This window comes from Streptomyces sp. NPDC107500, from assembly GCF_055582785.1.
In genome coordinates this window covers 1,020,617-1,042,340 of sequence record NZ_JBVJPF010000002.1, presented here as the reverse complement: position 1 = coordinate 1,042,340, position 21,724 = coordinate 1,020,617, and the positions used below count along the sequence as shown (strand labels likewise).

Annotated in this window: 18 protein-coding genes and 1 pseudogene; 13 read left to right on the top strand and 6 right to left on the bottom strand. The window is 71.5% G+C overall.

The features are described 5' to 3' along the window. The first annotated feature begins 7 nt into the window (after positions 1–7). The 6 genes and pseudogenes from ACZ67M_RS10665 (at position 8) to ACZ67M_RS10640 (ending at position 7,438) form a co-directional block, all read left to right on the top strand. Positions 8–877, top strand: a complete 870-nt coding sequence (locus ACZ67M_RS10665; RefSeq protein WP_469850523.1) for a fumarylacetoacetate hydrolase family protein — start codon at positions 8–10, stop codon at positions 875–877. A gap of 46 nt (positions 878–923) precedes the next feature. After that, positions 924–1,883, top strand: coding sequence for a VOC family protein (locus ACZ67M_RS10660; protein ID WP_469850521.1), 960 nt, complete (start codon positions 924–926; stop codon positions 1,881–1,883). A gap of 142 nt (positions 1,884–2,025) precedes the next feature. Beyond that, complete coding sequence (locus ACZ67M_RS10655; protein ID WP_469850519.1) at positions 2,026–4,053, top strand: acetoacetate--CoA ligase; 2,028 nt, start codon at positions 2,026–2,028, stop codon at positions 4,051–4,053. Positions 4,054–4,267: 214 nt separating this feature from the next. Next, positions 4,268–5,433: pseudogene (locus ACZ67M_RS10650) on the top strand (acyl-CoA dehydrogenase). Then, on the top strand, positions 5,430–6,308 hold the full coding sequence (locus tag ACZ67M_RS10645) for a 3-hydroxybutyryl-CoA dehydrogenase (protein ID WP_469850517.1): 879 nt from the start codon (positions 5,430–5,432) through the stop codon (positions 6,306–6,308). The pseudogene ACZ67M_RS10650 and the gene ACZ67M_RS10645 overlap by 4 nt, the downstream one beginning before the upstream one ends. A 56-nt stretch (positions 6,309–6,364) precedes the next feature. After that, on the top strand, positions 6,365–7,438 hold the full coding sequence (locus tag ACZ67M_RS10640; RefSeq protein ID WP_469850516.1) for an amidohydrolase family protein: 1,074 nt from the start codon (positions 6,365–6,367) through the stop codon (positions 7,436–7,438). Between the two features lie 40 nt (positions 7,439–7,478). On the opposite strand, the gene ACZ67M_RS10635 is transcribed toward ACZ67M_RS10640, so the two are convergent. Continuing rightward, positions 7,479–8,240: a FadR/GntR family transcriptional regulator gene (locus tag ACZ67M_RS10635; protein ID WP_469850514.1), complete on the bottom strand. Its 762-nt coding sequence runs from the start codon at positions 8,238–8,240 to the stop codon at positions 7,479–7,481. Between the two features lie 231 nt (positions 8,241–8,471). Between ACZ67M_RS10635 and ACZ67M_RS10630 the strand changes: the two genes are divergently transcribed. The 6 genes from ACZ67M_RS10630 to ACZ67M_RS10605 all read left to right on the top strand — a co-directional run bounded on the left by ACZ67M_RS10630 (position 8,472) and on the right by ACZ67M_RS10605 (position 14,979). Continuing rightward, positions 8,472–9,314 (top strand): fumarylacetoacetate hydrolase family protein, encoded by an 843-nt coding sequence (locus ACZ67M_RS10630; RefSeq protein ID WP_469850512.1) that lies wholly within the window; start codon positions 8,472–8,474, stop codon positions 9,312–9,314. A 39-nt stretch (positions 9,315–9,353) separates the two neighbouring features. Continuing rightward, positions 9,354–10,280, top strand: a complete 927-nt coding sequence (locus ACZ67M_RS10625) for a VOC family protein (RefSeq protein WP_469850510.1) — start codon at positions 9,354–9,356, stop codon at positions 10,278–10,280. A gap of 4 nt (positions 10,281–10,284) precedes the next feature. Further along, entirely contained in the window at positions 10,285–11,937 is a 1,653-nt protein-coding gene (gene mhpA / locus ACZ67M_RS10620) for a bifunctional 3-(3-hydroxy-phenyl)propionate/3-hydroxycinnamic acid hydroxylase MhpA (protein WP_469850508.1), read from the top strand. A gap of 246 nt (positions 11,938–12,183) precedes the next feature. Continuing rightward, positions 12,184–12,939 carry a CoA transferase subunit A gene (locus ACZ67M_RS10615; RefSeq protein ID WP_469850507.1) on the top strand — a complete coding sequence of 252 codons (756 nt, stop codon included), beginning with the start codon at positions 12,184–12,186 and terminating at the stop codon, positions 12,937–12,939. Then, entirely contained in the window at positions 12,939–13,589 is a 651-nt protein-coding gene (locus tag ACZ67M_RS10610; protein ID WP_469850506.1) for a CoA transferase subunit B, read from the top strand. Before ACZ67M_RS10615 ends, ACZ67M_RS10610 begins: the two co-directional genes overlap by 1 nt. 283 nt (positions 13,590–13,872) lie before the next feature. Next, positions 13,873–14,979, top strand: coding sequence for an amidohydrolase family protein (locus tag ACZ67M_RS10605; protein ID WP_469850504.1), 1,107 nt, complete (start codon positions 13,873–13,875; stop codon positions 14,977–14,979). A gap of 29 nt (positions 14,980–15,008) precedes the next feature. Here the strand turns inward: ACZ67M_RS10605 and ACZ67M_RS10600 are convergent, their stop codons facing one another. From ACZ67M_RS10600 to ACZ67M_RS10585, 4 genes are all read right to left on the bottom strand, one after another. Further along, the gene (locus ACZ67M_RS10600; protein ID WP_469850503.1) at positions 15,009–15,476 is read right to left on the bottom strand and encodes a hypothetical protein; all 468 of its coding nucleotides are present in this window, start codon (positions 15,474–15,476) and stop codon (positions 15,009–15,011) included. Between the two features lie 136 nt (positions 15,477–15,612). Continuing rightward, positions 15,613–16,185: a VOC family protein gene (locus tag ACZ67M_RS10595; RefSeq protein ID WP_361364943.1), complete on the bottom strand. Its 573-nt coding sequence runs from the start codon at positions 16,183–16,185 to the stop codon at positions 15,613–15,615. 174 nt (positions 16,186–16,359) lie between these two features. Continuing rightward, positions 16,360–17,208, bottom strand: a complete 849-nt coding sequence (locus ACZ67M_RS10590) for a fumarylacetoacetate hydrolase family protein (protein ID WP_469850502.1) — start codon at positions 17,206–17,208, stop codon at positions 16,360–16,362. 314 nt (positions 17,209–17,522) lie between these two features. Then, on the bottom strand, positions 17,523–18,002 hold the full coding sequence (locus tag ACZ67M_RS10585; protein ID WP_361364938.1) for an Lrp/AsnC family transcriptional regulator: 480 nt from the start codon (positions 18,000–18,002) through the stop codon (positions 17,523–17,525). 272 nt (positions 18,003–18,274) lie between these two features. On the opposite strand from ACZ67M_RS10585, the gene ACZ67M_RS10580 reads away from it, so the two are divergent. Further along, on the top strand, positions 18,275–20,602 hold the full coding sequence (locus ACZ67M_RS10580; protein WP_469850500.1) for a transketolase-like TK C-terminal-containing protein: 2,328 nt from the start codon (positions 18,275–18,277) through the stop codon (positions 20,600–20,602). Positions 20,603–20,657: 55 nt separating this feature from the next. Here the strand turns inward: ACZ67M_RS10580 and ACZ67M_RS10575 are convergent, their stop codons facing one another. Then, complete coding sequence (locus tag ACZ67M_RS10575) at positions 20,658–21,662, bottom strand: ABC transporter substrate-binding protein (protein ID WP_469850498.1); 1,005 nt, start codon at positions 21,660–21,662, stop codon at positions 20,658–20,660. Positions 21,663–21,724 lie beyond the last annotated feature (62 nt).

Here is a 21,724-nt window from a genome sequence, read left to right as displayed (position 1 = left end):
GAAACCCATGCGCGTGGCGAACATCGACGGACGACTGGCACTCAAGGAGCCGGACGGCTACCGCGACGTCGCGACAGCGAGCGCGGGGCGGTTCGGCCCCGATCCCCAGTCGGTCTTCGAGGTCTGGGAGGAGTTCGCCGCCTGGGCCCGCGAGGCGCCGGCCGGCCCGGGAGGCCCGGCGGACGACGGGTCGCTCGTCGAGCCCGGCGGCGACACCGTGTGGGGTCCGCCGGTGCCCAGGCCCGCCCAGATCTTCGCGGTCGGCCTCAACTACCGGGACCACGTCGTCGAGTCCGGCCTGGAAATCCCGCGGGAACCGGCCGTCTTCACCAAGTTCGCCACCTCGCTGACCGGGCACGAGCGCCCCGTCGAGCTGCCCGACGGACTCGTGGACTGGGAGGCGGAACTCGTCGCGGTGATCGGCCGCCGCTGCCACCGAGTGACCCGGGAGACCGCCTGGTCCCACGTGGCCGGGCTCACCGTGGGGCAGGACCTGTCCGAACGCCGGCTGCAACTGACCGGGCCGGCGCCGCAGTTCTCCCTGGGCAAGTCCTACCCCGGTTTCGCTCCGCTCGGCCCGGAACTCGTCAGCACCGACGAGTTCGCCGACCCCGGTGACCTGGAGCTCGGCTGCATGCTGGAGGGCGGCGAGGTGCTCCAGAAGAGCCGCACCTCTCAGATGATCTTCGATGTGCCCGAGCTCGTCGCCAGGCTGTCGGACGTGTGCCCCCTGCTGCCCGGCGACCTGATCTTCACCGGAACCCCGGCCGGCGTGGGCGGCGCCCGCACCCCGCAGAAGTTCCTGGCTCCCGGCGACGTCCTCGTCACCTGGATCGACGGCATCGGCACCCTCCGCACCCCGATGCGAGCTGCCTGACCGACCGCAGAGAACGCACCAGTCCGACGCGAAAAGAGCCGCACCAATGTCACTGCACCGTCTGACCCAGATCGTCATGGGCGTGCCCGACGTCGAGCAGACCGCCGCCTACTACGAGGACTTCGGTCTGGCCCCCGGGGTCACGCTCTCCACCACCGGCCCGGCCGGTCCCTCCCGGGTCCTGTCGACCGTGGACGGCGGCGAGCAACTGCGCATCGTGCACTCCGCGCGCCGCCGCCTGGTCGAACTCGGCGTCGGCGCCGACGACCCGGACGACCTCGACCGCGTCACCGCGGCCCTCACCCGATTGGGCGTGCCCGTCGACCGCACGCCCACCGCCGTGTGCGCCTTGGACGCGGGCACCGAAGTACTCGTACGCGTCGAGATCGCCCCCCGGCTCCAGCAGTCACCCGCCCCGGCGCCCAGCCACAACGCACCGGGCCTGCCGACGCGCCTGCACGAGCGCGCTCCCGGCATCCTGCGCACGGAACCGGTCCGGCCCCGCAAGCTGGGCCACGTGGTCCTCGGCTCCACCGACCAGGAGACCTCGCAGCGCTTCTTCCACGAGGGCGTCGGCTTCAAGATCAGCGACACCGTCAAGGGGATGGCTGCCTTCATGCGCTGCTCCACCGACCACCACAACGTGCTGGTGCAGCAGGCTCCCGTCGCCTTCCTGCACCACACCTCCTGGCAGGTCGAGGATGTCGACGAGATCGGCCGCGGCGCGACCGCCATGCTCCAGGGCGACCCCGACCGCCACACCTGGGGGCTGGGCCGGCACCACATAGGCTCCAACTTCTTCTGGTACCTCAAGGACCCGGCGGGCACCTTCTCCGAGTACTACTCCGACCTCGACTGCATCGTCGACGATGCCCTGTGGAAGCCCGGCGTCTTCGAGGAAGGCCCTCAGGCCCTCTACTCCTGGGGGCCGCCCCCGCCGCCGTCGTTCCTCGCTCCGGAGGACCTCGCCGCCCTGATGGCCGGCGCCCACACCCCGGCCCAGTGAGGACGCCTGCCATGCACGAACACACTGGCGGTCTCCGGCCCACGAGGTCCTCGCCGAGCCCCCTGGGACACCTCTCTCCGGTCCGCTGCACCCGGAACGGCGCGGCGCCGGCTTCGGGCCCGAGCACCGGAGGGAGAGCGGCGTGAGCACATCGCAGCAGCAGGCGGCCGAGGTGCCGGTGGAGCCGGTCTGGGTGCCGGACCCCGCCCCGGCCCGCGTGCCCCGTATTACCCGGTTCACCGACTTCGTCACGCGGCGCACGGGCATCACCCACCCCGACTACCAGTCGCTGTGGAGGTGGTCCACCCAGGATCTCGCAGGGTTCTGGGCCGCGGTCGGCGAGTTCTTCGACGTACGGACCACCGGAGCCTGGGAACAGGTGCTGGACGACGCCCCGATGCCCACCACGCGCTGGTTCCCCGGCGCCCACCTCAACTACGCCGAGCACGCCTTGCGTTCCGGCGCCGACGAGGACACCGCGCTGATCTCGGTCACGGAGGACGGCACCACCACCAGCGTCACCTGGCGGGAACTGCGCGATCAAGTCGGAGCGCTGTCGGGCTGGTTCCGCGAGCAGGGGGTGACGGCCGGGGACCGGGTCGTGGGCTACCTCCCCAACTCCCAGCACGCCGTCGTCGCGTTCCTGGCCTGTGCGGGGATCGGTGCCGTTTGGTCCGCCTGTGCCCAGGACTACGCCGCTCCGGGCGCGGCGGCACGCTTCGCGCAGCTCGAACCCGTAGTCCTCGTCGCCTCCGACGGCTACAGATGGAACGGCCGGGCCCACGACCGGCGCACGGAGGTCGAGGAGCTGCGCAAGGCCCTGCCGACCCTGCGCGCCACCGTCCACGTCGACCACCTCGGCCTGCCGTTCCCCGAGGAACCCGACACGACCTCCTGGCAGCGAGCCACCGCGGAGCCCGCCCAGCCGGTCTTCGAGCAACTGCCCTTCGACGCACCGCTGTGGGTGCTGTTCTCCTCCGGCACCACGGGCACTCCCAAGGGCATCGTCCACGGCCACGGAGGAGTCCTCCTCGACCACTACAAGCTGCTGGGCCTGCACCTCGACCTGGACGTGGGCGACCGCTTCCTCTGGTACACGAACACCAACTGGATGATGTGGAATCTGGTCGTCTCCGCCCTCCTGCTCGGCGCGACCCCCGTCCTGTACGACGGCAGTCCCAACCACCCCGGCCCCGACCGGTTGTGGGCACTGGCCGCCGAGCACCGCACCGCCGTCCTGGGCGTCAGCCCCGGATACCTCCAAAGCTGTGCCAAAGCCCGCCTGGAACCCGGCCGCGACCTGGACCTCTCCGAGCTGCGCGTCCTCGGCTCCACCGGAGCCCCCTTGCCCGCTCAGCCCTACCACTGGGTCCGCGATCACGTCGGCCCGCACGTGCAGGTCGCCTCGACCTCCGGAGGCACCGACATCGTCAGCGGCTTCGCCGGCGGCGTCCCCACCGTCCCCGTCTGGCCCGGGGAGATCTCCGCTCCCCTCCTCGGGGTCGCCCTGAAGGCGTACGACGGCCGGGGACGAGCGGTCACCGGCGAGGTGGGCGAACTCGTCGTGACCCGTCCCATGCCGTCGATGCCGCTGTACTTCTGGAACGACCCCGAAGGGTCGCGCTACCAGGAGGCCTACTTCGGCGCCTTCCCCGGGGTGTGGCGGCACGGCGACTGGATGACGCGCACCCACCGGGGCAGCGTCGTCATCTCGGGCCGGTCCGATTCCACCCTCAACCGCCAGGGCGTCCGTCTCGGCAGCGCCGACATCTACGCCGTGGTCGACGGTCTGCCGGGCATCCGCGAGAGCCTCGTCATCGGCACCGAACTGCCCGACGGCGGGTACTGGATGCCGCTGTTCGTCGTCATGGAGCCCGGACAGCAGCTCACCGAGGACATCCGCACGGCCATCACCACCGCGATCCGCACCAAGGCATCCCCACGCCACGTCCCCGACACCGTCATCGCCGTACCCGCCCTGCCGCACACCCGCACCGGCAAGAAGCTGGAAGTCCCCGTCAAACGCCTCCTGCAGGGCTCCCCGCTCGACCAGGTCGCCGGCCGCGAGGCCGTCGACGACATCGAGGCGCTGCGGTACTTCACGCGCTTCCTGCCCGACGCGTCGGCAGGCGCACCCCTCACCTCCCACCGGCCGCGACAGGCTCCCTGAGCGCCGGGCCCGGACACGCGAGCCCCACCGAACCGCACACTCGGTGGCGGGCACTGAGGGTGTGCCCGTAGTGCTCTCGTGCAGCCGAATCCCCCCGGCTCGGGGCCCGGCCCGGTGTGCGGCGTTCCTTCGCTCCGTGGGAGCGCCGCACACCACCTTCCCCGTGGCATCCACTCCGCCCAGGCCCCACCGCACACCGACACCAAGAGGCACGATGTCCCACTTCGATCTGTACCGCCCGTCCGAGGAGCACGGCATGCTCCGCGACGCCGTCCGTGCGCTGGCCGAGGCGAAGATCGCGCCGCACGCCGCGGCGGTGGACGAGGAGGCCCGCTTCCCGCGCGAGGCCCTCACCGCCCTGACCGCGAACGACCTGCACGCGGTGCACGTCCCCGAGGAGTACGGCGGCGCGGGCGCCGACGCGCTCGCCACGGTCATCGTGATCGAGGAGGTCGCCCGCGTCTGCGCCAGCTCCTCCCTCATCCCGGCGGTGAACAAGCTCGGCTCCCTGCCGGTCATCCTGTCCGGCTCCGAGGAGCTGAAGAAGAAGTACACCCGCTCGCCCAGGGCGAGGGCATGTTCTCCTACTGCCTCTCCGAGCCCGACGCGGGCTCCGACGCGGCCGGCATGAAGACGAAGGCCGTCCGCGACGGCGACCACTGGATCCTCAACGGCGTCAAGCGCTGGATCACCAACGCCGGCGAGTCCGAGTACTACACGGTGATGGCGGTCACCGACCCCGCCAGGCGCTCCAAGGGCATCTCGGCCTTCGTCGTCGAGAAGTCCGACGCGGGCGTCTCCTTCGGTGCCCCGGAGAAGAAGCTCGGCATCAAGGGCTCGCCCACGCGCGAGGTGTACCTGGACAACGTCCGCATCCCCGCCGACCGCATGATCGGCGAGGAGGGCACCGGCTTCGCCACCGCGATGAAGACGCTGGACCACACCCGCATCACCATCGCCGCCCAGGCTCTCGGCATCGCCCAGGGAGCCCTCGACTACGCCAAGGGCTACGTCAAGGAGCGCAAGCAGTTCGGCAAGCCGATCGCCGACTTCCAGGGCATCCAGTTCATGCTCGCCGACATGGCCATGAAGATCGAGGCCGCCCGGCAGCTGACGTACGCCGCCGCCGCGAAGTCGGAGCGCGGTGACAGCGACCTGACCTTCCAGGGGGCCGCCGCCAAGTGCTTCGCCTCCGACGTCGCGATGGAGGTCACCACGGACGCCGTCCAGCTCCTCGGCGGCTACGGCTACACCCGTGACTACCCGGTCGAGCGCATGATGCGCGACGCCAAGATCACGCAGATCTACGAGGGCACCAACCAGGTCCAGCGCATCGTCATGGCGCGCAACCTGCTCGGCGACGAGGGCGTCGCCCGATGACCCGCCCGACCCCGGACATCCGTGAGGTCGGCGTGGTCGGCTGCGGTCTCATGGGCTCGGGCATCGCCGAGGTGTGCGCACGCGCCGGACTCGACACGCTGGTGTACGAGGTGAACGCGCCCGCGCTGAAAGCGGGCCGTGACCGGGTGGAACGCTCGCTGGGCAAGGCCGTCGCCCGCGGCAGACTCACGGCCGAGGACCGCGACGGTGCCCTGCGGGTGTTGAGGTTCACCACCGACCTCGCCGACTTCGCCGACCGGGACCTCGTCATCGAGGCCGTACCGGAGGACGAGCAGGTGAAGCTCGGGACCTTCTCCGCCCTGGACCGGATCATGCGCCGGCCCGACGCGCTGCTGGCCTCCAACACCTCCTCCATCCCGATCATGAAGCTCGCCGCGGCCACCAGCCGTCCCGGTCAGGTCGTGGGCATGCACTTCTTCAATCCGGTGCCGGTACTGGACCTGGTCGAACTCGTACCGACCCTCGCCACGGACGACGCCGCGTGGGAGCGCGTCCGGGGCTTCGCCGCCGACGTGCTGGGACGACGGGTGATCGTCTCCCAGGACCGGGCCGGCTTCGTGGTCAACGCGCTCCTCGTCCCCTACCTGCTGGCGGCGATCCGGATGTTCGAGTCCGGGTTCGCCATCGCCCGGGACATCGACGACGGAATGGTCCACGGCTGCGCCCATCCCATGGGACCGCTGAGGCTGGCCGATCACATCGGCCTGGACACCACGCTGGCCATCGCCGAGACCCTCCACGCGGAGTTCAGGGAACCGCTCTACGCTCCACCCGCCTTGTTGTCCCGAATGGTCCAGGCCGGGCATGTCGGACGCAGAGCGGGGCGTGGCTTCTACGACTATCCCCTTCCCTGAGCGTCTTCCCCGAGCGTCCGACCACCCAGTCCACTTCTCAGCAATCAGGAGCAGCGATGCCGACCACCGTTCTGAACAACGTCCGTGTCTTCGACGGCTCGGGCCTGAGCACACCGACGACCGTCACGATCGAGGATGCCGTCCTCGGTGCCGTCGGCGGATCCGCCCCTGACGGCGCCGAGACGGTCGACGGTGCCGGCGCCGTGCTACTGCCTGGGCTGTTCGACGCCCATGTGCACATGAACTCGCAGGAGGACCTCACCGAACTGGTCGCCCATGGCGTCACCACGGGGCTCGACATGGCCTGCTTCCCGGTGGAGCGGATGCATTCCTTCCGCGGCAGGGTGCCCGACATCCGAAGTGCCGGCACCCCCGCGATCGGCCCGGGTGGCCCGCACTCGAAGATGCCCGGTATGCCCGATGAGGCGCTGCTGACCGGTCCTGGCCAGGCTGAAGACTTCGTCGCCCGGCGCGTGGCCGACGGGGTCGACTACGTCAAGGTCGTCATCGACGGCGATCTGCTCGACCAGGCGACCGTCGACGCGGTGGTGGCCGCCGGCAAGGCGCACGGCAAGCTCACCGTCGCCCATGCCTCCAGCATCGACGCCTTCCACCGTGCGGTGCGGGCCGGAGCCGACGTCATCACCCACGCTCCGCGCGACGGCGTCCTCGACGACACCACGGTCGCGCAGATGGTCTCGCAGCGGCAGGTCGCCGTCCCCACGCTGGCCATGATGGAGGCGGTCAGTGACGCGTTCGGCATCCCTGACGGTTACCGCAGCGCCCAGGAGAGTGTCGCGGCCATGTACGCGGCGGGGGTGCCTATCCTCGCGGGCACGGACTGCTTCTCCGGTCCCGGGCCGCTGCGTGACCCGGTCCGGCACGGCAGCGGCCTGCACCGTGAACTGCGGCTCCTGGCGGATGCGGGGCTCACCGGGGCCGACGCCCTCCGGGCCGCCACGTCCTTGCCGGCGCACCACTTCTCCCTGCCCGACCGGGGCGCCGTACGCCCCGGGCTCCGGGCCGACCTGGTGCTCGTCGACGGCGACCCGCTGGCCGACATCACCGCCGTCTCCCGGATCCTCGGGGTCTGGGCGAACGGGGTCCGGCAGGCGCACGCCGCGGTGTGATCCGGCCGTTCGCGCCGCCGGGGCCGTCCGGACGGGACGGTCAGTGCTCCGCGACGTGGTCCTCGGAGGGCTGAAGACTGGTGTTGTGCTCGTGGATCAGCCGCAGTGCCTCCTCACGGTCCCGCCGGTCCAGGGCGCCGACCAGGTCGCGGTGGAGTTCGTGCCGGTGCGCGATGTACTCGCCCAGGGGCTGCTCGCTCGTGGGCAGCACCGTCAGCGTGTGGCTCTCGATCAGGTCGAGCAGATGGGTGTACAGCGAGCTGAGCAGCGCGTTCGGGCTGATCGCGGCGATGGCGGCGTGCAGGCGCCAGTTGGCGTGGACGAAGGCCACGGGATCCGCGGCGTCCACGGCGTGCTCCATGGCGGTGATGTGACGGCGCAGTCCCTCGATGTCGGCGGGTGAGGCATGCCAGAGGGCGTCCTCGATCAGCAGGGGGTCGAGGGCGTCGCGGATGCGCACGGCGTCGGCGACGTCGTTGGCCTGGGCGTCCAGCGCGAGAACGGAGTTGCCCAGGCGCACCATCGGAGACTGCTCGGCGCTGAACAGGCCGCCGCCCGGCCCGGGCTTCACGGTGACCAGGCCGCGGGCCTGAAGGAGTCGCAGAGCCTCGTTGAACGTGCCGACGGACACTCCGCACAGGGTCCGCAGCTGCTCCTTGGTGCCCAGCCGTGAGCCGGGCGGCACACTCTCGACCAGCTCCGCGACCTTCTCAGCGGCGCGCTCGGCCCGGCCCGAGGACGTCTGCCGGGGTGCTGCTTCCAGTGCGCCGTGCCGCGGGGCCCGGTCGGATGTGGCACTCACGTCGTCTCCTCAGTCATCATATTCATCATGCTCATTTTGCTCTGACCTCTTGACGCTGAGGTCACCCGAGCGCAACATCGGGGTAATCATCATGCTGAATTGCTGATGGGGGAGCAAGGCCCCGTTGTCGCCGGCGGGCCGTCCTTGCGCTTCCTTCGGCAGTGTGAGCGGCCACTCCCGCCGAAGAGGCTTCCGGTGGCCCGCTCCCTTCCCCCGTTCGGGAGACACCTCATGCGCATCGCCAATCTCTCCGGTCGCCTGACCCTCATTGTCGACGGCCGCGCCGTGGACGTCGAAAAGTCCAGTGACGGCCGCTTCTCCGCCGACCCACAGGCCGTCTACGAGCACTGGGAGGAGTTCCGCTCCTGGGCCGCCGCCGCCGATCTGCCCGCGGGAGCGTCGTTCGAGCCCGCCGAACTCGGCTCCCCGGCACCGGCGCCCCGGCAGACGCTGGCGATCGGTCTGAACTACCGGGACCACGCCTCCGAGTCCGGGTTCGCGGCGCCCGAAGGGCTCCCGCCGGTCTTCACCAAGTTCGTCACCAGCATCAGCGGCCCGGTCACCGAGGTGAAGCTGCCGGCGGGCGGCAACACCGACTGGGAGGTCGAGCTGGTCGCCGTCGTCGGGCGCCGCGCCGAGGGTGTCCGCGAGGCCGACGCCTGGAGCCACGTCGCCGGTCTGGCGGTCGGGCAGGACATCTCCGAGCGCGTGGCACAACTGGCGGGACCCGCGCCTCAGTTCAGCGTAGGGAAGTCCTATCCGGGGTTCGCTCCCATCGGCCCGTGGCTGGTCACGCCGGACGAGCTCGACAACCCCGACGACCTGGAACTGCGCTGCGCGGTCAACGGCGAGGAGGTCCAGAAGGGCCGCACCCGCGACCTGATCTTCTCCGTGCCCGCTCTGATCGCCCAGCTCTCCGCGGTGCTGCCGCTGCTGCCCGGCGACGTGATCTTCACCGGCACTCCGGCCGGCGTCGGACTCGGCCGCGATCCGCAGCGCTTCCTCGCCGCCGGTGACGAACTGGTCAGCAGCGTCGAAGGCATCGGCGAACTGCGCCAGACCTTCGTCGCCTGAGCCGGCCGGACCGACGGACAAAGGAGTCGAGGAGTCCTCATGGCACTGCACCGTCTGACCTCCATCACCATGGGGGTACCCAACGTCGCCGAGACCGCCGCCTATTACACCGACTTCGGCCTCACCCCGGACGGCGAAGGCTGGTTCACCACCCGGGACGCCGGACGCCAGCTGCGCATCGTCCACGCCCCCGCCCGCCGCCTGGTGGAAGTCCGCGTCGGCGTCGACACACCCGACGATCTCGCGGCGGCCGCCCACCGCCTGGAGCGGCTCGGGACCGAGAGCACCGTCGACGCCGGGACGCTCACCGCGTACGACAGGGCCACCTCCGTACGCGCCGTTCTCGAGGTCGCCCCGCGCCTGGTCCAGGAGCCGGTCGCGGCCACCGTCTACAACGGCCCCGGCCGCACCGAGCGCACCGGCGCCCGCGCGCCCGGCGTCCTGCGCACGGACCGGGTACGGCCACGCAAGCTGGGGCACGCCGTCGTGGGCACGACCGACTTCGACGCCACGACCGCCTTCTTCCGTGACGGCCTCGGCTTCAAGGCGTCCGACTACATCAAGGATCACGGGGCGTTCCTGCGCTGCTCGACCGACCACCACAACATCCTGGTGCTGGCCGCCCCCGTCGCCTTCCTGCACCACTCCTCCTGGCAGGTCGACGACATCGACGAGGTCGGCCGTGGCGCCGCCGCGATGCTGGAGGACAACCCGGAGCGGCACATCTGGGGCCTGGGACGCCACCACGCGGGCTCCAACTTCTTCTGGTACCTCAAGGATCCGGCCGGCAACTTCAGCGAGTACTACTCCGACATGGACTGCGTCGTCGACGACCAGCTGTGGAAGCCGGAGGTCCTGGAAGGTGCCAAGGGCCTCTTCAACTGGGGGCCGCCGCCCCCGCCCTCCTTCCTGGCCCCCGAGGATCTCGCCGCCCTGATGACCGGCACCCACAGCGAGTCGAGGTAGAGCCATGACCACGAGTCCTTCGAATGCGCACGACGGTTCGCAGAAGGTGCACGACGTCGCGATCGTCGGCTTCGGGCCCGTCGGCCAGATGCTGGCCCTGCTGCTCGGCCGGGCCGGTCACGACGTCATCGCCCTGGAGCGCTGGCCCGACCCCTACCCCCTGCCGCGCGCCGCGCACTTCGACCACGAGATCGCCCGCATCTTCCAGGCCGGAGGCGTCGGAGAGGCGGTGCGCGCGGTCACCGACCCCGTACCCGACCACTACGAGTGGCGCAACGCGGCAGGCGAGCCCCTCGTACGCATCGACTGGTCCGGCAACGGCCCTTCCGGCTGGCCCACCGCCAACTTCTTCAGCCAGCCCCAGCTGGAGGCCGTCCTCGCCGAGGCCGCCGAGGACCAGGCCACGGTCACCGTACGCCGGGGCTGCGAAGTCGTCGGCCTGCAACCCGGCACGGAATCGGTCCGGTTGGCCATCGGCGGCGCCGACGGAGGTGAGGTCCTCGCCCGTTACGTCATCGGTGCCGACGGGGCCAACAGCTTCGTCCGCTCCACCATGGCCACCTCCGTCAGCGACCTCGGCTTCTTCTACGACTGGCTGGTCGTCGACACACTTCCGCACGACCGGATCGAATGGTCGCCGAAGAACTGGCAGCTGTGCGACCCCGAGCGGCCGACCACGATCGTCTCCGGCGGTCCGGGCCGGCGCCGCTGGGAGTTCATGCGACTGCCGCACGAGAACGCCGAGGAGCTGAAGACGCCGGAGGCCGCCTGGCGCCTGCTGGAGCCCTGGGGGCGTACCCCGGAGAACACCACCATCGAGCGGCACGCGCTCTACACCTTCCAGGCCCGCTGGGTGGACCGCTGGCGCGAAGGCAGGCTCCTCCTCGCCGGAGACGCCGCCCACCAGATGCCGCCGTTCGCCGGGCAGGGCATGTGCTCCGGACTGCGCGACGCCGTCAACCTGGCCTGGAAGCTCGATCTCGTCCTCGACGGCCGGGCGGCCCCGGCGCTGCTGGACACCTACACCTCGGAACGCAGCGAGCACGTCCAGCACGCCATCGGCATGTCCATGGCCCTCGGCCAGGTCATCTGCGTCCTCGACCCCGACGCCGCCGCCGCCCGCGACGCCCGCATGATCGCCGCCGGCGCCGACCCGCGGCACGTGCTGCCGCCCACCCCGCCCCCCGTTCTGGGTGACGGCGTGCTCATGCGTGCCGCCGACGGCAGCCGCGCCCCGGACGTCGGTCACCTCACCCCGCAGTACGAAGTCACCCACCAGGGCCGCACCGCACTCCTGGACGACATCACCGGCGGCGGGTTCACGATCCTGACGGACGGGGCGGGGCCGCTCGACGTCCTGGACTCCACCGACCGCGACTTCCTCGCCGGCATCGGAGCGCACCTCGTGCCGCTGTACTCGGACAGCGCTCCGCCCGAGGGTTATCTGGACGCTCCCGACGGATATCTGACCCACCTGCGGGAGCACGGACACGTGGCCGCCGTGATCCGGCCCGACTTCTACCTGTTCGGCGCCGCCGCCGACGCGTCGGGAGTGCGGGAGATGGTGGCCCAGCTGCGCGAGCAGTTGCGGCACCCCGTCGTCACCGCCGAGCGGACCCCGGCACACCGGCCGCTCGCCACGGCCGGTGAGGGGTAGCCACCCGCGTCCACCGGCCCTGCCGAACACAGCGGCCCGCCAAGGAACTGAAGAGCAACACGGACCACGGCGCCCGGACTCCCGCACAGTCCGTCCGCCGTCGTGCCCCGGCGCCACGAGCCGGAAGCACCCGCCCGGCGTCCGGGTCCCGTCGCCGCTGCCACCGGGCCCGGACGCCGTTCGGTGCGCCCCTCGCGAAAGCCGCCCCGTTCGAAACGCACCGTGCGAAGACCCCGAAGGACGTTCATGGACAAGACAACCTCCTCCGCTGCCGAGGCCGTGGCAGACATCGGCGACGGTGCCTCGCTGGCCGTCGGCGGTTTCGGCCTGTGCGGCATCCCCAGCACCCTCGTCGCGGCTCTCTTCGCGCAGGGCGCCGACGGGTTGCGGGTGGTCTCCAACAACTGCGGTACCGACGACCACGGGCTGGGTGTCCTCCTGGGTGCCGGACGGGTTGCCCGCGTCATCGGCTCCTACGTCGGTGAGAACAAGGAGTTCGCCCGCCAGTACCTGACGGGTGAACTGGAGGTGGAGCTGGTTCCGCAGGGCACCCTCGCGGAACGCCTGCGGGCCGGCGGCTGCGGCATCCCCGCCTTCTACACCCCGGCCGGGGTGGGCACCCCACTCGCCGACGGCGGCATCCCCTGGCGGCATCGGGCCGACGGCGGTGTCGCCGTTGCCTCGCCGACCAAGGAGACCCGTACCTTCGGCGACCGCGACTTCGTGTTGGAGGAGGCCATCACCTGCGACTTCGCCCTGGTGCGCGCGGCGCGCGGGGACCGGTACGGCAACCTCGTCTTCGACAAGTCGGCCCGCAACTTCAACCCCCTTGCCGCCATGGCCGGCCGCATCACGATCGCCGAGGTCGAGGAACTCGTCGAACCGGGCGCCCTGGATCCGGACGAGATCCACCTGCCCGGCGTGTTCGTCCAACGTGTCGTCGCCCTCACTCCCGGACAAGCCGCCGACAAGCACATCGAGAAGAGGACGGTGACGGTCTGATGGCCTGGACCCGCAACGAGATGGCCGCGAGGGCCGCGGCCGAGCTCAGCGACGGCGACTACGTCAACCTGGGCATCGGCCTGCCCACTCTCGTCCCCGGCTTCGTGCCCGAGAGCGTGCACGTGGTCCTCCAGTCGGAGAACGGCATCCTGGGAACCGGCCCCTACCCGGCCGAGAACGCCGTGGACCCGGATCTGATCAACGCCGGCAAGGAGACCGTCACCGTCCTGCCCGGCGCGAGCTTCTTCGACTCCGCGCTGTCCTTCGGCATGATCCGCGGCGGCCACATCGACACCGCGATCCTCGGCGCCATGCAGGTCTCCGAACACGGCGACCTCGCCAACTGGATGATCCCCGGCAAGATGGTCAAGGGCATGGGCGGTGCGATGGACCTCGTACACGGGGCCCGCCGCGTCATCGTGCTCATGGAGCACACCGCGAGGGACGGCAGCCCGAAGATCGTCCCGGAGTGCACTCTTCCGCTGACCGGGCGCTCCTGCGTCCACCGGATCATCACCGACCTCGCCGTCCTCGACGTCACCGACGACGGGCTCGTCCTGGTCGAGACGGCCCCCGAGGTCACCCGGGAGCAGGTCGTAGCAGCCACCGCGGCACCCGTACACCTCCCCGAGGGCGCCCTGACACGGTGACACCGACTTCCGCCGGCCCCGTGATCCCGGACAGCCACCGGGTCGGCGGAACCGACCGGCGGGCCCTGTGCACCCGCCCCCGCCCCCGCCCCGCCCCGGCCGCGACCTGTCCGAGGCTGCCCTGCCTCGCGGCCGGGGCGGTTCTGAAGCGCCCACCACCGGCGGTCGCCCGGACGGCCCCGCACGCCACCGCGTCCGGCGGACGTCCGGGCGCAGTGGCACGTTCAGCGGTACCCGCACGCCACCCGATCCGCCCGCCCGTACCCGTACAGGAGACACATCGGTGACCCGAACCGCGTCCGCCGTGCCCGGACCGACCAGGACGGCCCTGCTGCACGCCCGTGTCTTCGACGGCCGTGAGCTGACCGGGCCGCGCACCGTCGTCATCGACGGCGGCATCGTCTCACCCCACACCGACACGTCGGGCGCCCGGCTGGTGGACGCCACCGGCATGACCCTGCTGCCCGGCCTCATCGACGCCCACGTGCACCTGCACGGAGCGGACACGCTGGCGGCCCTGGCCGCCCACGGTGTCACCACCGCCCTGGACATGGCCACCTGGCCCCCACGGCTGCTGGCCGCCCTGCGCCGGGTACCGCACCTGACCGACATCCGCAGCGCCGGCACGCCGGCCATCGGAGACGGTGGTCAGCACGCCCGTATCCCCGGCATGTCCGAGGACGCGGTGGTGCGCGGTCCGCGGCAGGCCGGCGAGTTCGTGGCGGCCCAGGTGTCGGCGGGCGCCGACTACATCAAGATCGTGGCCGAGGCTCCCGGCGAGGGCGGCCCCGACCAGGAGACGCTGAACGCCCTGGTGGCCGCGGCCCGCACGCACGGCAGGAAGACGGTCGCGCACGCCGCGAGCGCGGGCGCCCACCTCATGGCGGTCGAGGCGGGCGTCGACTGCGTCACGCACATTCCCCTGGACCGGCCGCTGGACGCCGGTGAAGCGGCGCGCATGGCCGCACTGGGGCAGGTCTGCGTTCCCACTCTCACCATGATGGAGGGGACGGCGGCGGCGATGGGCGTCGCACCCGCCTACGGCAACGCCGTGCGGAGCGTGGCCGCGCTGCGCGACGCCGGCGTACCGATCCTCGCCGGCACCGACGCCAACGCCCAGCCCGGGGCGCCCTTCCAGGTCGAGCACGGTGCGAGCATCCACCACGAGCTCGAACTCCTCGTCGCGGCCGGCCTCACCCCGGCCGAGGCGCTGCGCTCCGCCACCGTCCTGCCCGCTCGGCACTTCGGTCTCGAGGACCGGGGCTCGGTCGCCCCCGGACTCCGCGCCGACCTGATCCTGGTCGACGGGAACCCCTTGGCCGACATCGGGGCCACCCGCGCCCTGCGCCACATCTGGTGCGCCGGCGTCGCGCAGGTCCCGGCAGTCTGACGGCCGGGACCTGCCCCGCTCCCCGGTGGTCAGGCCGAGAGGGGGTACGTGCTTTCGCCCGCGAGGCGCTCATAGGCACGACGCACCGCCGGCACCAGGCGGGCGGCGGCGTCCGGGTCGGCGCGTTCGGCCCGGAGCCGCAGGATGTTCCCGTTGCGCCGGTCCGCGGGGACATCTTCGCCACGAGCCGTGACGAGCACGTGGAAGTGCGGATGGTTCTCGCCGAAGACCAGCAGATACGTCGCGGGCGCGCCGGTCGCCTCGGTGACCGCCGCGACCAGGTCGCGTGCGCGGCGGGCGAACGTGGCCAGCTCGGCCTCGTCGAGCCCGGTGATGCGCTCCGCGTGTCGACGGACCCGCAGGACGAACCAGCCGGGTACGTCGTAGCCGGGGACCATTTCCCCCGACCAGAGCGGGTCACGGAAGACTACGGCGCTGTCCGCGCTCTGTTCCAGGCCGCACATGAAGCAGTCGGCGTGGTGGCTGGAGGTGCTCAAGGATTCCCCTAGAGGGTGGGTACGGGTTGACGGCCGGGCGGGGCGACCGGCCTCGGGCCGCCGGACGGCTGCGCGCCGGCGGGGTGCCGGTGTCGTCCCGGCCCCCCTTGTCCGACGTCCTGGCCCCGCTCCTCGCTCAGACCGCCCCGGTGAGGACCAGCATCGGATCGGGCATGTCGCTCTTCAGGGCCCACGACCGGTGGATCAGGTCCTCGACGGCCGCTCCGCCGCGGCGGGCGGCGAGCATGGCCTCGGGGTCGAAGGCGGGGCCGACGGCGTCGGCGCTGTACTCCGGTCCCCTCATGTAGCCGGTGGCCTCGTCCGGGTCGGCGAAGTTGTCGATCTGCATCTCCACGAAGCTGCCGTCCGGGTCCTGGTAGTACAGGGACGTGGTGACGCCGTGGGCGATGCACACCGCCGGAGTGAGGCCCTTGCCGCGCAGCAGTTCGTAGCGGGCGAGGAGGTCGTCGAGGTGGTCGAAGGTGTAGGCGACGTGGTGGGCCGCGGCCGTAAGGGGCGACTTGCGCTCCAGCGGGACCGGCGGGGTGAGCAGGGCGACGCGGTGGTGCTCCTCGTCGTAGGTGATGAAGCACAGGCTGTCGTTCTGGAACACCACGTGTCCGTCGAGAACGGCGCAGTACCAGTCCCGCATGGCGGTGGGGTTGCTGGTCTGGAACACGACGTGGGCGAACTTCGGTGTGGCGGTCATCCGATCCTCCTCGATCGAACTGCGGGCGCCCACCGTGGTGGCCTTTCACCAGCCGGTCCGCCGTCGGGCCGGTGGCCCGGGGCGAGTGGCCCGGTGGTGCGCCCGCACTCTCAGTATCCGACGGTTCAGGCGGGTAGGTGCGTGCGACCGCGCGTGTACGCGGTCACCGAGGCGTCAGGTCTGCGCGACGAAGCGCTGGCGCAGTTCGCCGATGCCCTCGATGGTGCTGACCAGCTCGTCTCCGGGAGCGAGCCAGCGCTGCGGATCACGGCCCAGCCCGACACCGGCCGGGGTGCCGGTGAACACGAGGTCGCCGGGCAGCAGGGGGATGACGGAGGACAGCCGGGCGATCAGCTCGGGTACGGAGAAGATGAGATCGCCGGTGCGGCTCTTCTGGACCTCCTCGCCGTTCACGGTGCAGCGAAGTCCCAGGTCGTCGGGGTCGTCGAACGCGTCGGGCGTGACCACCCACGGTCCGATGGGGGCGAAGCCGGGGAAGGACTTGCCGAGGCTGAACTGCGGCGACGGCCCTTCGAGTTGTGTGATGCGCTCGGAGATGTCCTGGCCGACGGTCAGCCCGGCGACGTGCCCCCAGGCGTCCTTCGCGCAGACATGGTGGGCACGGGTGCCGATGACGACGACGAGTTCGATCTCCCAGTCGGTGTGGCCGCCGGGCGGGAGGGTCACCTCGGTGACGGGGCCGGTGATGCTGGTGGCGAACTTGGTGAACACCGGCGGCATGGTGTCGGGCAGGGCGAACCCGGACTCGGCCGCGTGGTCCCGGTAGTTCAGGCCGGCGGCGACGATCTGCCGAGGGGCGGGCACGGGGGCGCCCAGTCGGGCGGGGTCCAGGGCGCTGCCTTTCGGCAGGCGGGCCTGTGCCACCCACTGGCGGAACTCCTCCCACCGCTCGTAGACGGCCTGCGGGTCCGCGGTGAAGCGGCCACCGCTGGCCTCCTCGACGTCGACGGCGAGACCGTCGACGACGAGGACCAGGCGGCCGAAGAGGTTGGCGATGCGCACGGAGCTGCTCCTGTGTTCCTTGTGATGGCCCGCTGCCGGATGGCCGGGTGACCGCGTTCCGGGCGGCGACGGCGACGTTCGCATGGACCCTGCCGGCCCACCGGACCCGGTCGACGCCCACCGGCCTCACGCCGACCGCGACGCTGATCTCACAGTAGGACGCTATATGTGATAACAGCAAGGGGTGGGCTGCCGAATCTCCCTCGACGAGCAGCGGACTCGGCGTAGTGGGGCCGGAAGACGGGCCACCGCGTACGGGTGGAACCGCAGGACGGCGAACCCCCGTCAAGGCCCCCGCTGCGCGCGGCCGGTGGTCAGCGTGCGGCCGTTCGGCGCAGCAGCGGTGCGATCCGGTAGTCGACCAGCCGGCGCATGACGAGTGCCGTACTGGTGCGTTCCACATCGGGAATGTCCAGAATCTGGCCGGCCACCCGGTACAGGTCTTCCGCGTCGGCCGCGACCACATGCACCAGCAGGTCGGTGTCACCGGTCAGTCCGTCTACCTGGAGGACCTCGGGGATCGCCGCGAGCGCTTTCGCGACATCGTCCAGCCTGCGCTGTGCGACCTGGGTGGTGACGAACGCGGCGAGTGGACAGCCGAGGGCCGCGGGGTCGACGCGCCGCTCGAAGGAGCCCACGGCACCCGTGCGGTCCAGCGCGGCCAGACGCGCCTGAACGGTGTTGCGGCTCAACCCGCTCGCTTCGGCGAGCGCCACCGTGGTGGCCCGGGGCTGGACGGCGAGTGCCAGGAGCAGACGCGCGTCGGTGGGGTCGATCCGCTCGGAGCTGGGCACGATGCGCACCTTCCGGGGTTGAGAGGGCGGGTGGTTGGGCATTCTGCGTAAATTCCTCGCGGGTTCTTGTGCGCCATCCTGACCTGGTGGTCTCCTCGTCTGCAACGATCCCGCCCCTGGCAGCACGCCGCCGACCGTGATCCGGTCGTGAGCCGGCCCGACGCGCGCCGGGGCACACCCGGTGTGCTTCTGACGCCGCCGTGGTACGTCCCAAGCCACAGCCGGTCGCGCATCCGCGCGCCGGATGTGCCGAGCGAGGAGACCGTTTCGCCATGACCACCGCACCATCCGCCCCCGGGCGGACCACGGCCGCCGCCCTCGACGTGCTGCACGAGATCGAGGACCGTGTGCTGTGGCTTTCCAGCGCGATCGTGCACCACGCCAACCGGGTCCGCCCCAACCCGTCGGGGCTCAAGGTCGGCGGACATCAGGCATCGTGCGCCTCGATGGTCTCGATCATGACGACTCTGTGGTTCCGTCACCTGCGACCCGAGGACAGGGTCTCGGTCAAGCCGCATGCCTCGCCGGTCCTGCACGCCGTCAACCACCTGCTCGGCGAACTCGACGCCTCCCACCTGTCCACGCTCCGCGCCTTCGGCGGCCTCCAGAGCTACCCGAGCCGTTCCAAGGATCCCGACCCGGTCGACTACTCCACCGGTTCGGTGGGCATCGGGGCCACGGCGACGATCTGGGGTGCGCTGGCCCGCCGCTACGCGGACAAGAGCACGGGCGGCGGTTTCACCGGCCGGCAGTACGCGCTGGTGGGGGACGCCGAGCTGGACGAGGGCGCGGTGTGGGAGGCGGTGCTGGACCCGCAGGTCGCCGAACTCGGCGAACTGGTGTGGATCGTCGACCTCAACCGGCAGTCCCTCGACCGCGTCGTGCCGAACGTCGCCGCCGGCCGCCTGCACGGCATGTTCGCCGCGGCCGGATGGCAGGTGCTGACCCTCAAGTACGGCGGTCTTCTGGAGAAGCTGTGCGCGCGCCCGGGCGGTCAGGCGCTGCGGGCCCGCATCGACGACATGTCCAACCCCGAGTACCAGCGCCTCCTGCGCTGCTCGGCCGGCGAACTGCGCGACCGGCTGCCCGGCACCGGCCCGGAAGCGCCCGCGATCACCGAGCTGCTCGCGGAAGTCGACGACGCGACCCTGATGGAGGCGGTCCGCAATCTGGGCGGACACGACCTGTCCGCCCTCGACACCGCGCTGTCCGAGGTGGACGACCACCGGCCCACGGTGATCTTCGCGTACACCGTCAAGGGCCACGGACTGCCCACCCAGGGGCACCCGCAGAACCACTCCTCCCTGCTGACGGAAGAGCAGATGCGGCAACTGGCGGACGAGTTGGGCACCGACCTCGACCACCCGTGGGAGGGCTTCGCGGCGGAATCGGCGGCGGCCGAGTTCTGTGCGGAGACCGCGGCGCGGCTGCGCCGGGACGCCGTTCGCGAGGCGCGGCCCCCCGCTGTTCCTACGGACATCGGCCGTACGCCGACGGGCGTGGCGACGACCCAGGCCGCCCTGGGGAGGGTGCTGCTCGACCTGACCCGCAGCGCGCCCGAGGCGGCGCGACGGGTGGTGACGGTCAGCCCGGACGTCAGCTCGTCCACCAACCTGGGCGGCTGGGTCAACAAGGTGGGAGTCTGGTCGCCCACCGAGCGCGTGGACTGGTTCGCCGACGACGCGGAGACCATCCTGCACTGGCGGGAGCGACCGACCGGCCAGCACATCGAGCTGGGCATCGCCGAGACCAACCTGGTCGGCCTCCTCGGCGAACTCGGCGCGACCTGGAGCCGCTGGGGCGAGCCACTGCTGCCCATCGGCGTGCTGTACGACCCCTTCGTCCAACGTGCGCTGGAACCCTGGTCCTTCGGCATCTACGCCGGCGGCCAGTCGATCCTGGTCGGGACCCCGTCCGGCGTCACCCTCGCCCCGGAGGGCGGCGCCCACCAGTCCATCACCACGCCGTCCCTGGGCATCGAACAGCCCGGCTGCACGACCTGGGAACCGGCGTTCGCCCTGGACACCGAGTGGGCGCTGCTGGCCGCCCTCTCCCGCCTCGGCAGGCCCGACGGCGGCTCCGCCTACCTGCGGCTGTCCACCCGCCCCGTCGACCAGAGCCTCGCCCGGGTCCCCACCGATCCGGCGGCCCGGGAACGCCGCCGCCGCCAGGTCGTCGCCGGCGCCTACCCGCTGCGCCGGCAGGATGGTGCCCAGGTCACCATCGCCGCCATGGGTGCCATGGTGACCGAGGCCCTGGCCGCGGCGGACCGCCTCCAGAACCTCGGCATCCCGGCCGACGTCGTGTGCGTGACCAGCCCCGGACTGCTCTACCGGGCACTCGACGCCCGCGCCGGGCACGGTGAGGCGGCCGACTGGATCCTGGACCAGGTCTTTCCCGCGGAGCGGGCCACACCGCTGGTCACCGTTCTGGACGGGCACCCGCACACCCTCGCCTTCCTGTCCACCATCCACCGCGTGCCGATCCGCAGGCTGGGCGTCACGCGCTTCGGCCAGTCGGGCTCCCTCGACGAGGTGTACCGGTACCACGGCATCGACACCGACAGCATCGTCGGCGCCGCACTCGACCTCACCCAGTGATGCGCCCGTGCCGTGTGGGGCCGGCGCTGTGGCGTCGGCCCCACACGGCACGCGGTCAATCCTGTGCAGGCGTCGCCACGAGGTCCTCGGCCTTCGGCAAGGTGCCGTGGACCTGCCCCGAAGCGGCGACGGCTTCGACCCAGGGGGTCAGTGCCTCCGGGGAGATCGACGTGTCCCAGTCGGGCAGCGGAGCCGTCGCCGCCATCCGGCGCGGTGTCTCCAGCGCGGACGACAGGTAGGCCCGTGCCTCCTTCTCGTGCGACGAGGCCCACCAGTCGGCGGAGTTCAGAGCCGCGACGAACGAGGCGACGGTCGCCGGGTTCTTCTCCACCCACTCGCGTTCCGCGATCCACATGCCGGCGACGGCGGGGGAGTCGACCGAGAGGAACGGGTCTCCCAGCGGACGGTGCCCGGCGGCCTCGACCTCGCCCATGTACGGCTGGACCGTCGCGACGGCGTCGACCCGGTCGGCATCGAGTTCGCCGCGCATGGCGGAGAAGGGCATCTCGACGAGGCGGACGTCGTCGACGTCCACCCCCGCCCGGTTCAGGGACGTCAGCACCGCCAGGAACAGCGTGCCCGACAGTGACGGCACCGCCAACCGCTTGCCGCGCAGGTCGGTGGCCGAGTCGGCCGTGCCCGACTCGGCGGCGTACATCTGGCCCTGCTGGCGCTCCTCGCTGTCGACGTAGGCCCCGGCGACCACGGTGATGTCGTGGCCCTGCGAGGCGGCCGCGATGACGTCGGCGGGCGTGCCCCACGCGATGTCGTACTCCCAGCCGAGCGAGGCGGCGAAGGACGTGATGCGCGTGCTCGGATGCGAGGAGATCCGCACACTGATGCCCTGGTCGGCGAAGTCGCCGTTCTTCTCGGCCAGCAGGGGCAGGCTCGGTGGTGCCGCGTCGACGAGTGCCACGCGCACGGTGCTGTCCTCGGCCTCCTCGGTCTCGGCGGATGCCGAGCAGCCGACGGTCGCGGTCATCGTGAGTCCGAGGGCCGCGAGCAGGGCGGGGACGCCTCTGGGCCGGGGCACGGAGACGATCTGAACTGGAAGAGTCATGGCGCCGTTTCTTCGATGGATCAACCGGGGGGCGCCAACAGGCGCGTGGTGACCGGGCCGTG

What these genes read in the sequence shown, in the direction of transcription:
- ACZ67M_RS10625 (WP_469850510.1), top strand. Translation starts at nt 9,354, where the DNA reads ATGGCACTGCACCGTCTGACCTCCATCACCATGGGGGTACCCAACGTC.
- ACZ67M_RS10640 (WP_469850516.1), top strand. Translation starts at nt 6,365, where the DNA reads ATGCCGACCACCGTTCTGAACAACGTCCGTGTCTTCGACGGCTCGGGC.
- ACZ67M_RS10580 (WP_469850500.1), top strand. Translation starts at nt 18,275, where the DNA reads ATGACCACCGCACCATCCGCCCCCGGGCGGACCACGGCCGCCGCCCTC.
- ACZ67M_RS10660 (WP_469850521.1), top strand. Translation starts at nt 924, where the DNA reads ATGTCACTGCACCGTCTGACCCAGATCGTCATGGGCGTGCCCGACGTC.
- ACZ67M_RS10665 (WP_469850523.1), top strand. Translation starts at nt 8, where the DNA reads ATGCGCGTGGCGAACATCGACGGACGACTGGCACTCAAGGAGCCGGAC.
- mhpA (WP_469850508.1), top strand. Translation starts at nt 10,285, where the DNA reads ATGACCACGAGTCCTTCGAATGCGCACGACGGTTCGCAGAAGGTGCAC.
- ACZ67M_RS10645 (WP_469850517.1), top strand. Translation starts at nt 5,430, where the DNA reads ATGACCCGCCCGACCCCGGACATCCGTGAGGTCGGCGTGGTCGGCTGC.
- ACZ67M_RS10630 (WP_469850512.1), top strand. Translation starts at nt 8,472, where the DNA reads ATGCGCATCGCCAATCTCTCCGGTCGCCTGACCCTCATTGTCGACGGC.
- ACZ67M_RS10575 (WP_469850498.1), bottom strand. Translation starts at nt 21,662, where the DNA reads ATGACTCTTCCAGTTCAGATCGTCTCCGTGCCCCGGCCCAGAGGCGTC.
- ACZ67M_RS10610 (WP_469850506.1), top strand. Translation starts at nt 12,939, where the DNA reads ATGGCCTGGACCCGCAACGAGATGGCCGCGAGGGCCGCGGCCGAGCTC.
- ACZ67M_RS10595 (WP_361364943.1), bottom strand. Translation starts at nt 16,185, where the DNA reads ATGACCGCCACACCGAAGTTCGCCCACGTCGTGTTCCAGACCAGCAAC.
- ACZ67M_RS10615 (WP_469850507.1), top strand. Translation starts at nt 12,184, where the DNA reads ATGGACAAGACAACCTCCTCCGCTGCCGAGGCCGTGGCAGACATCGGC.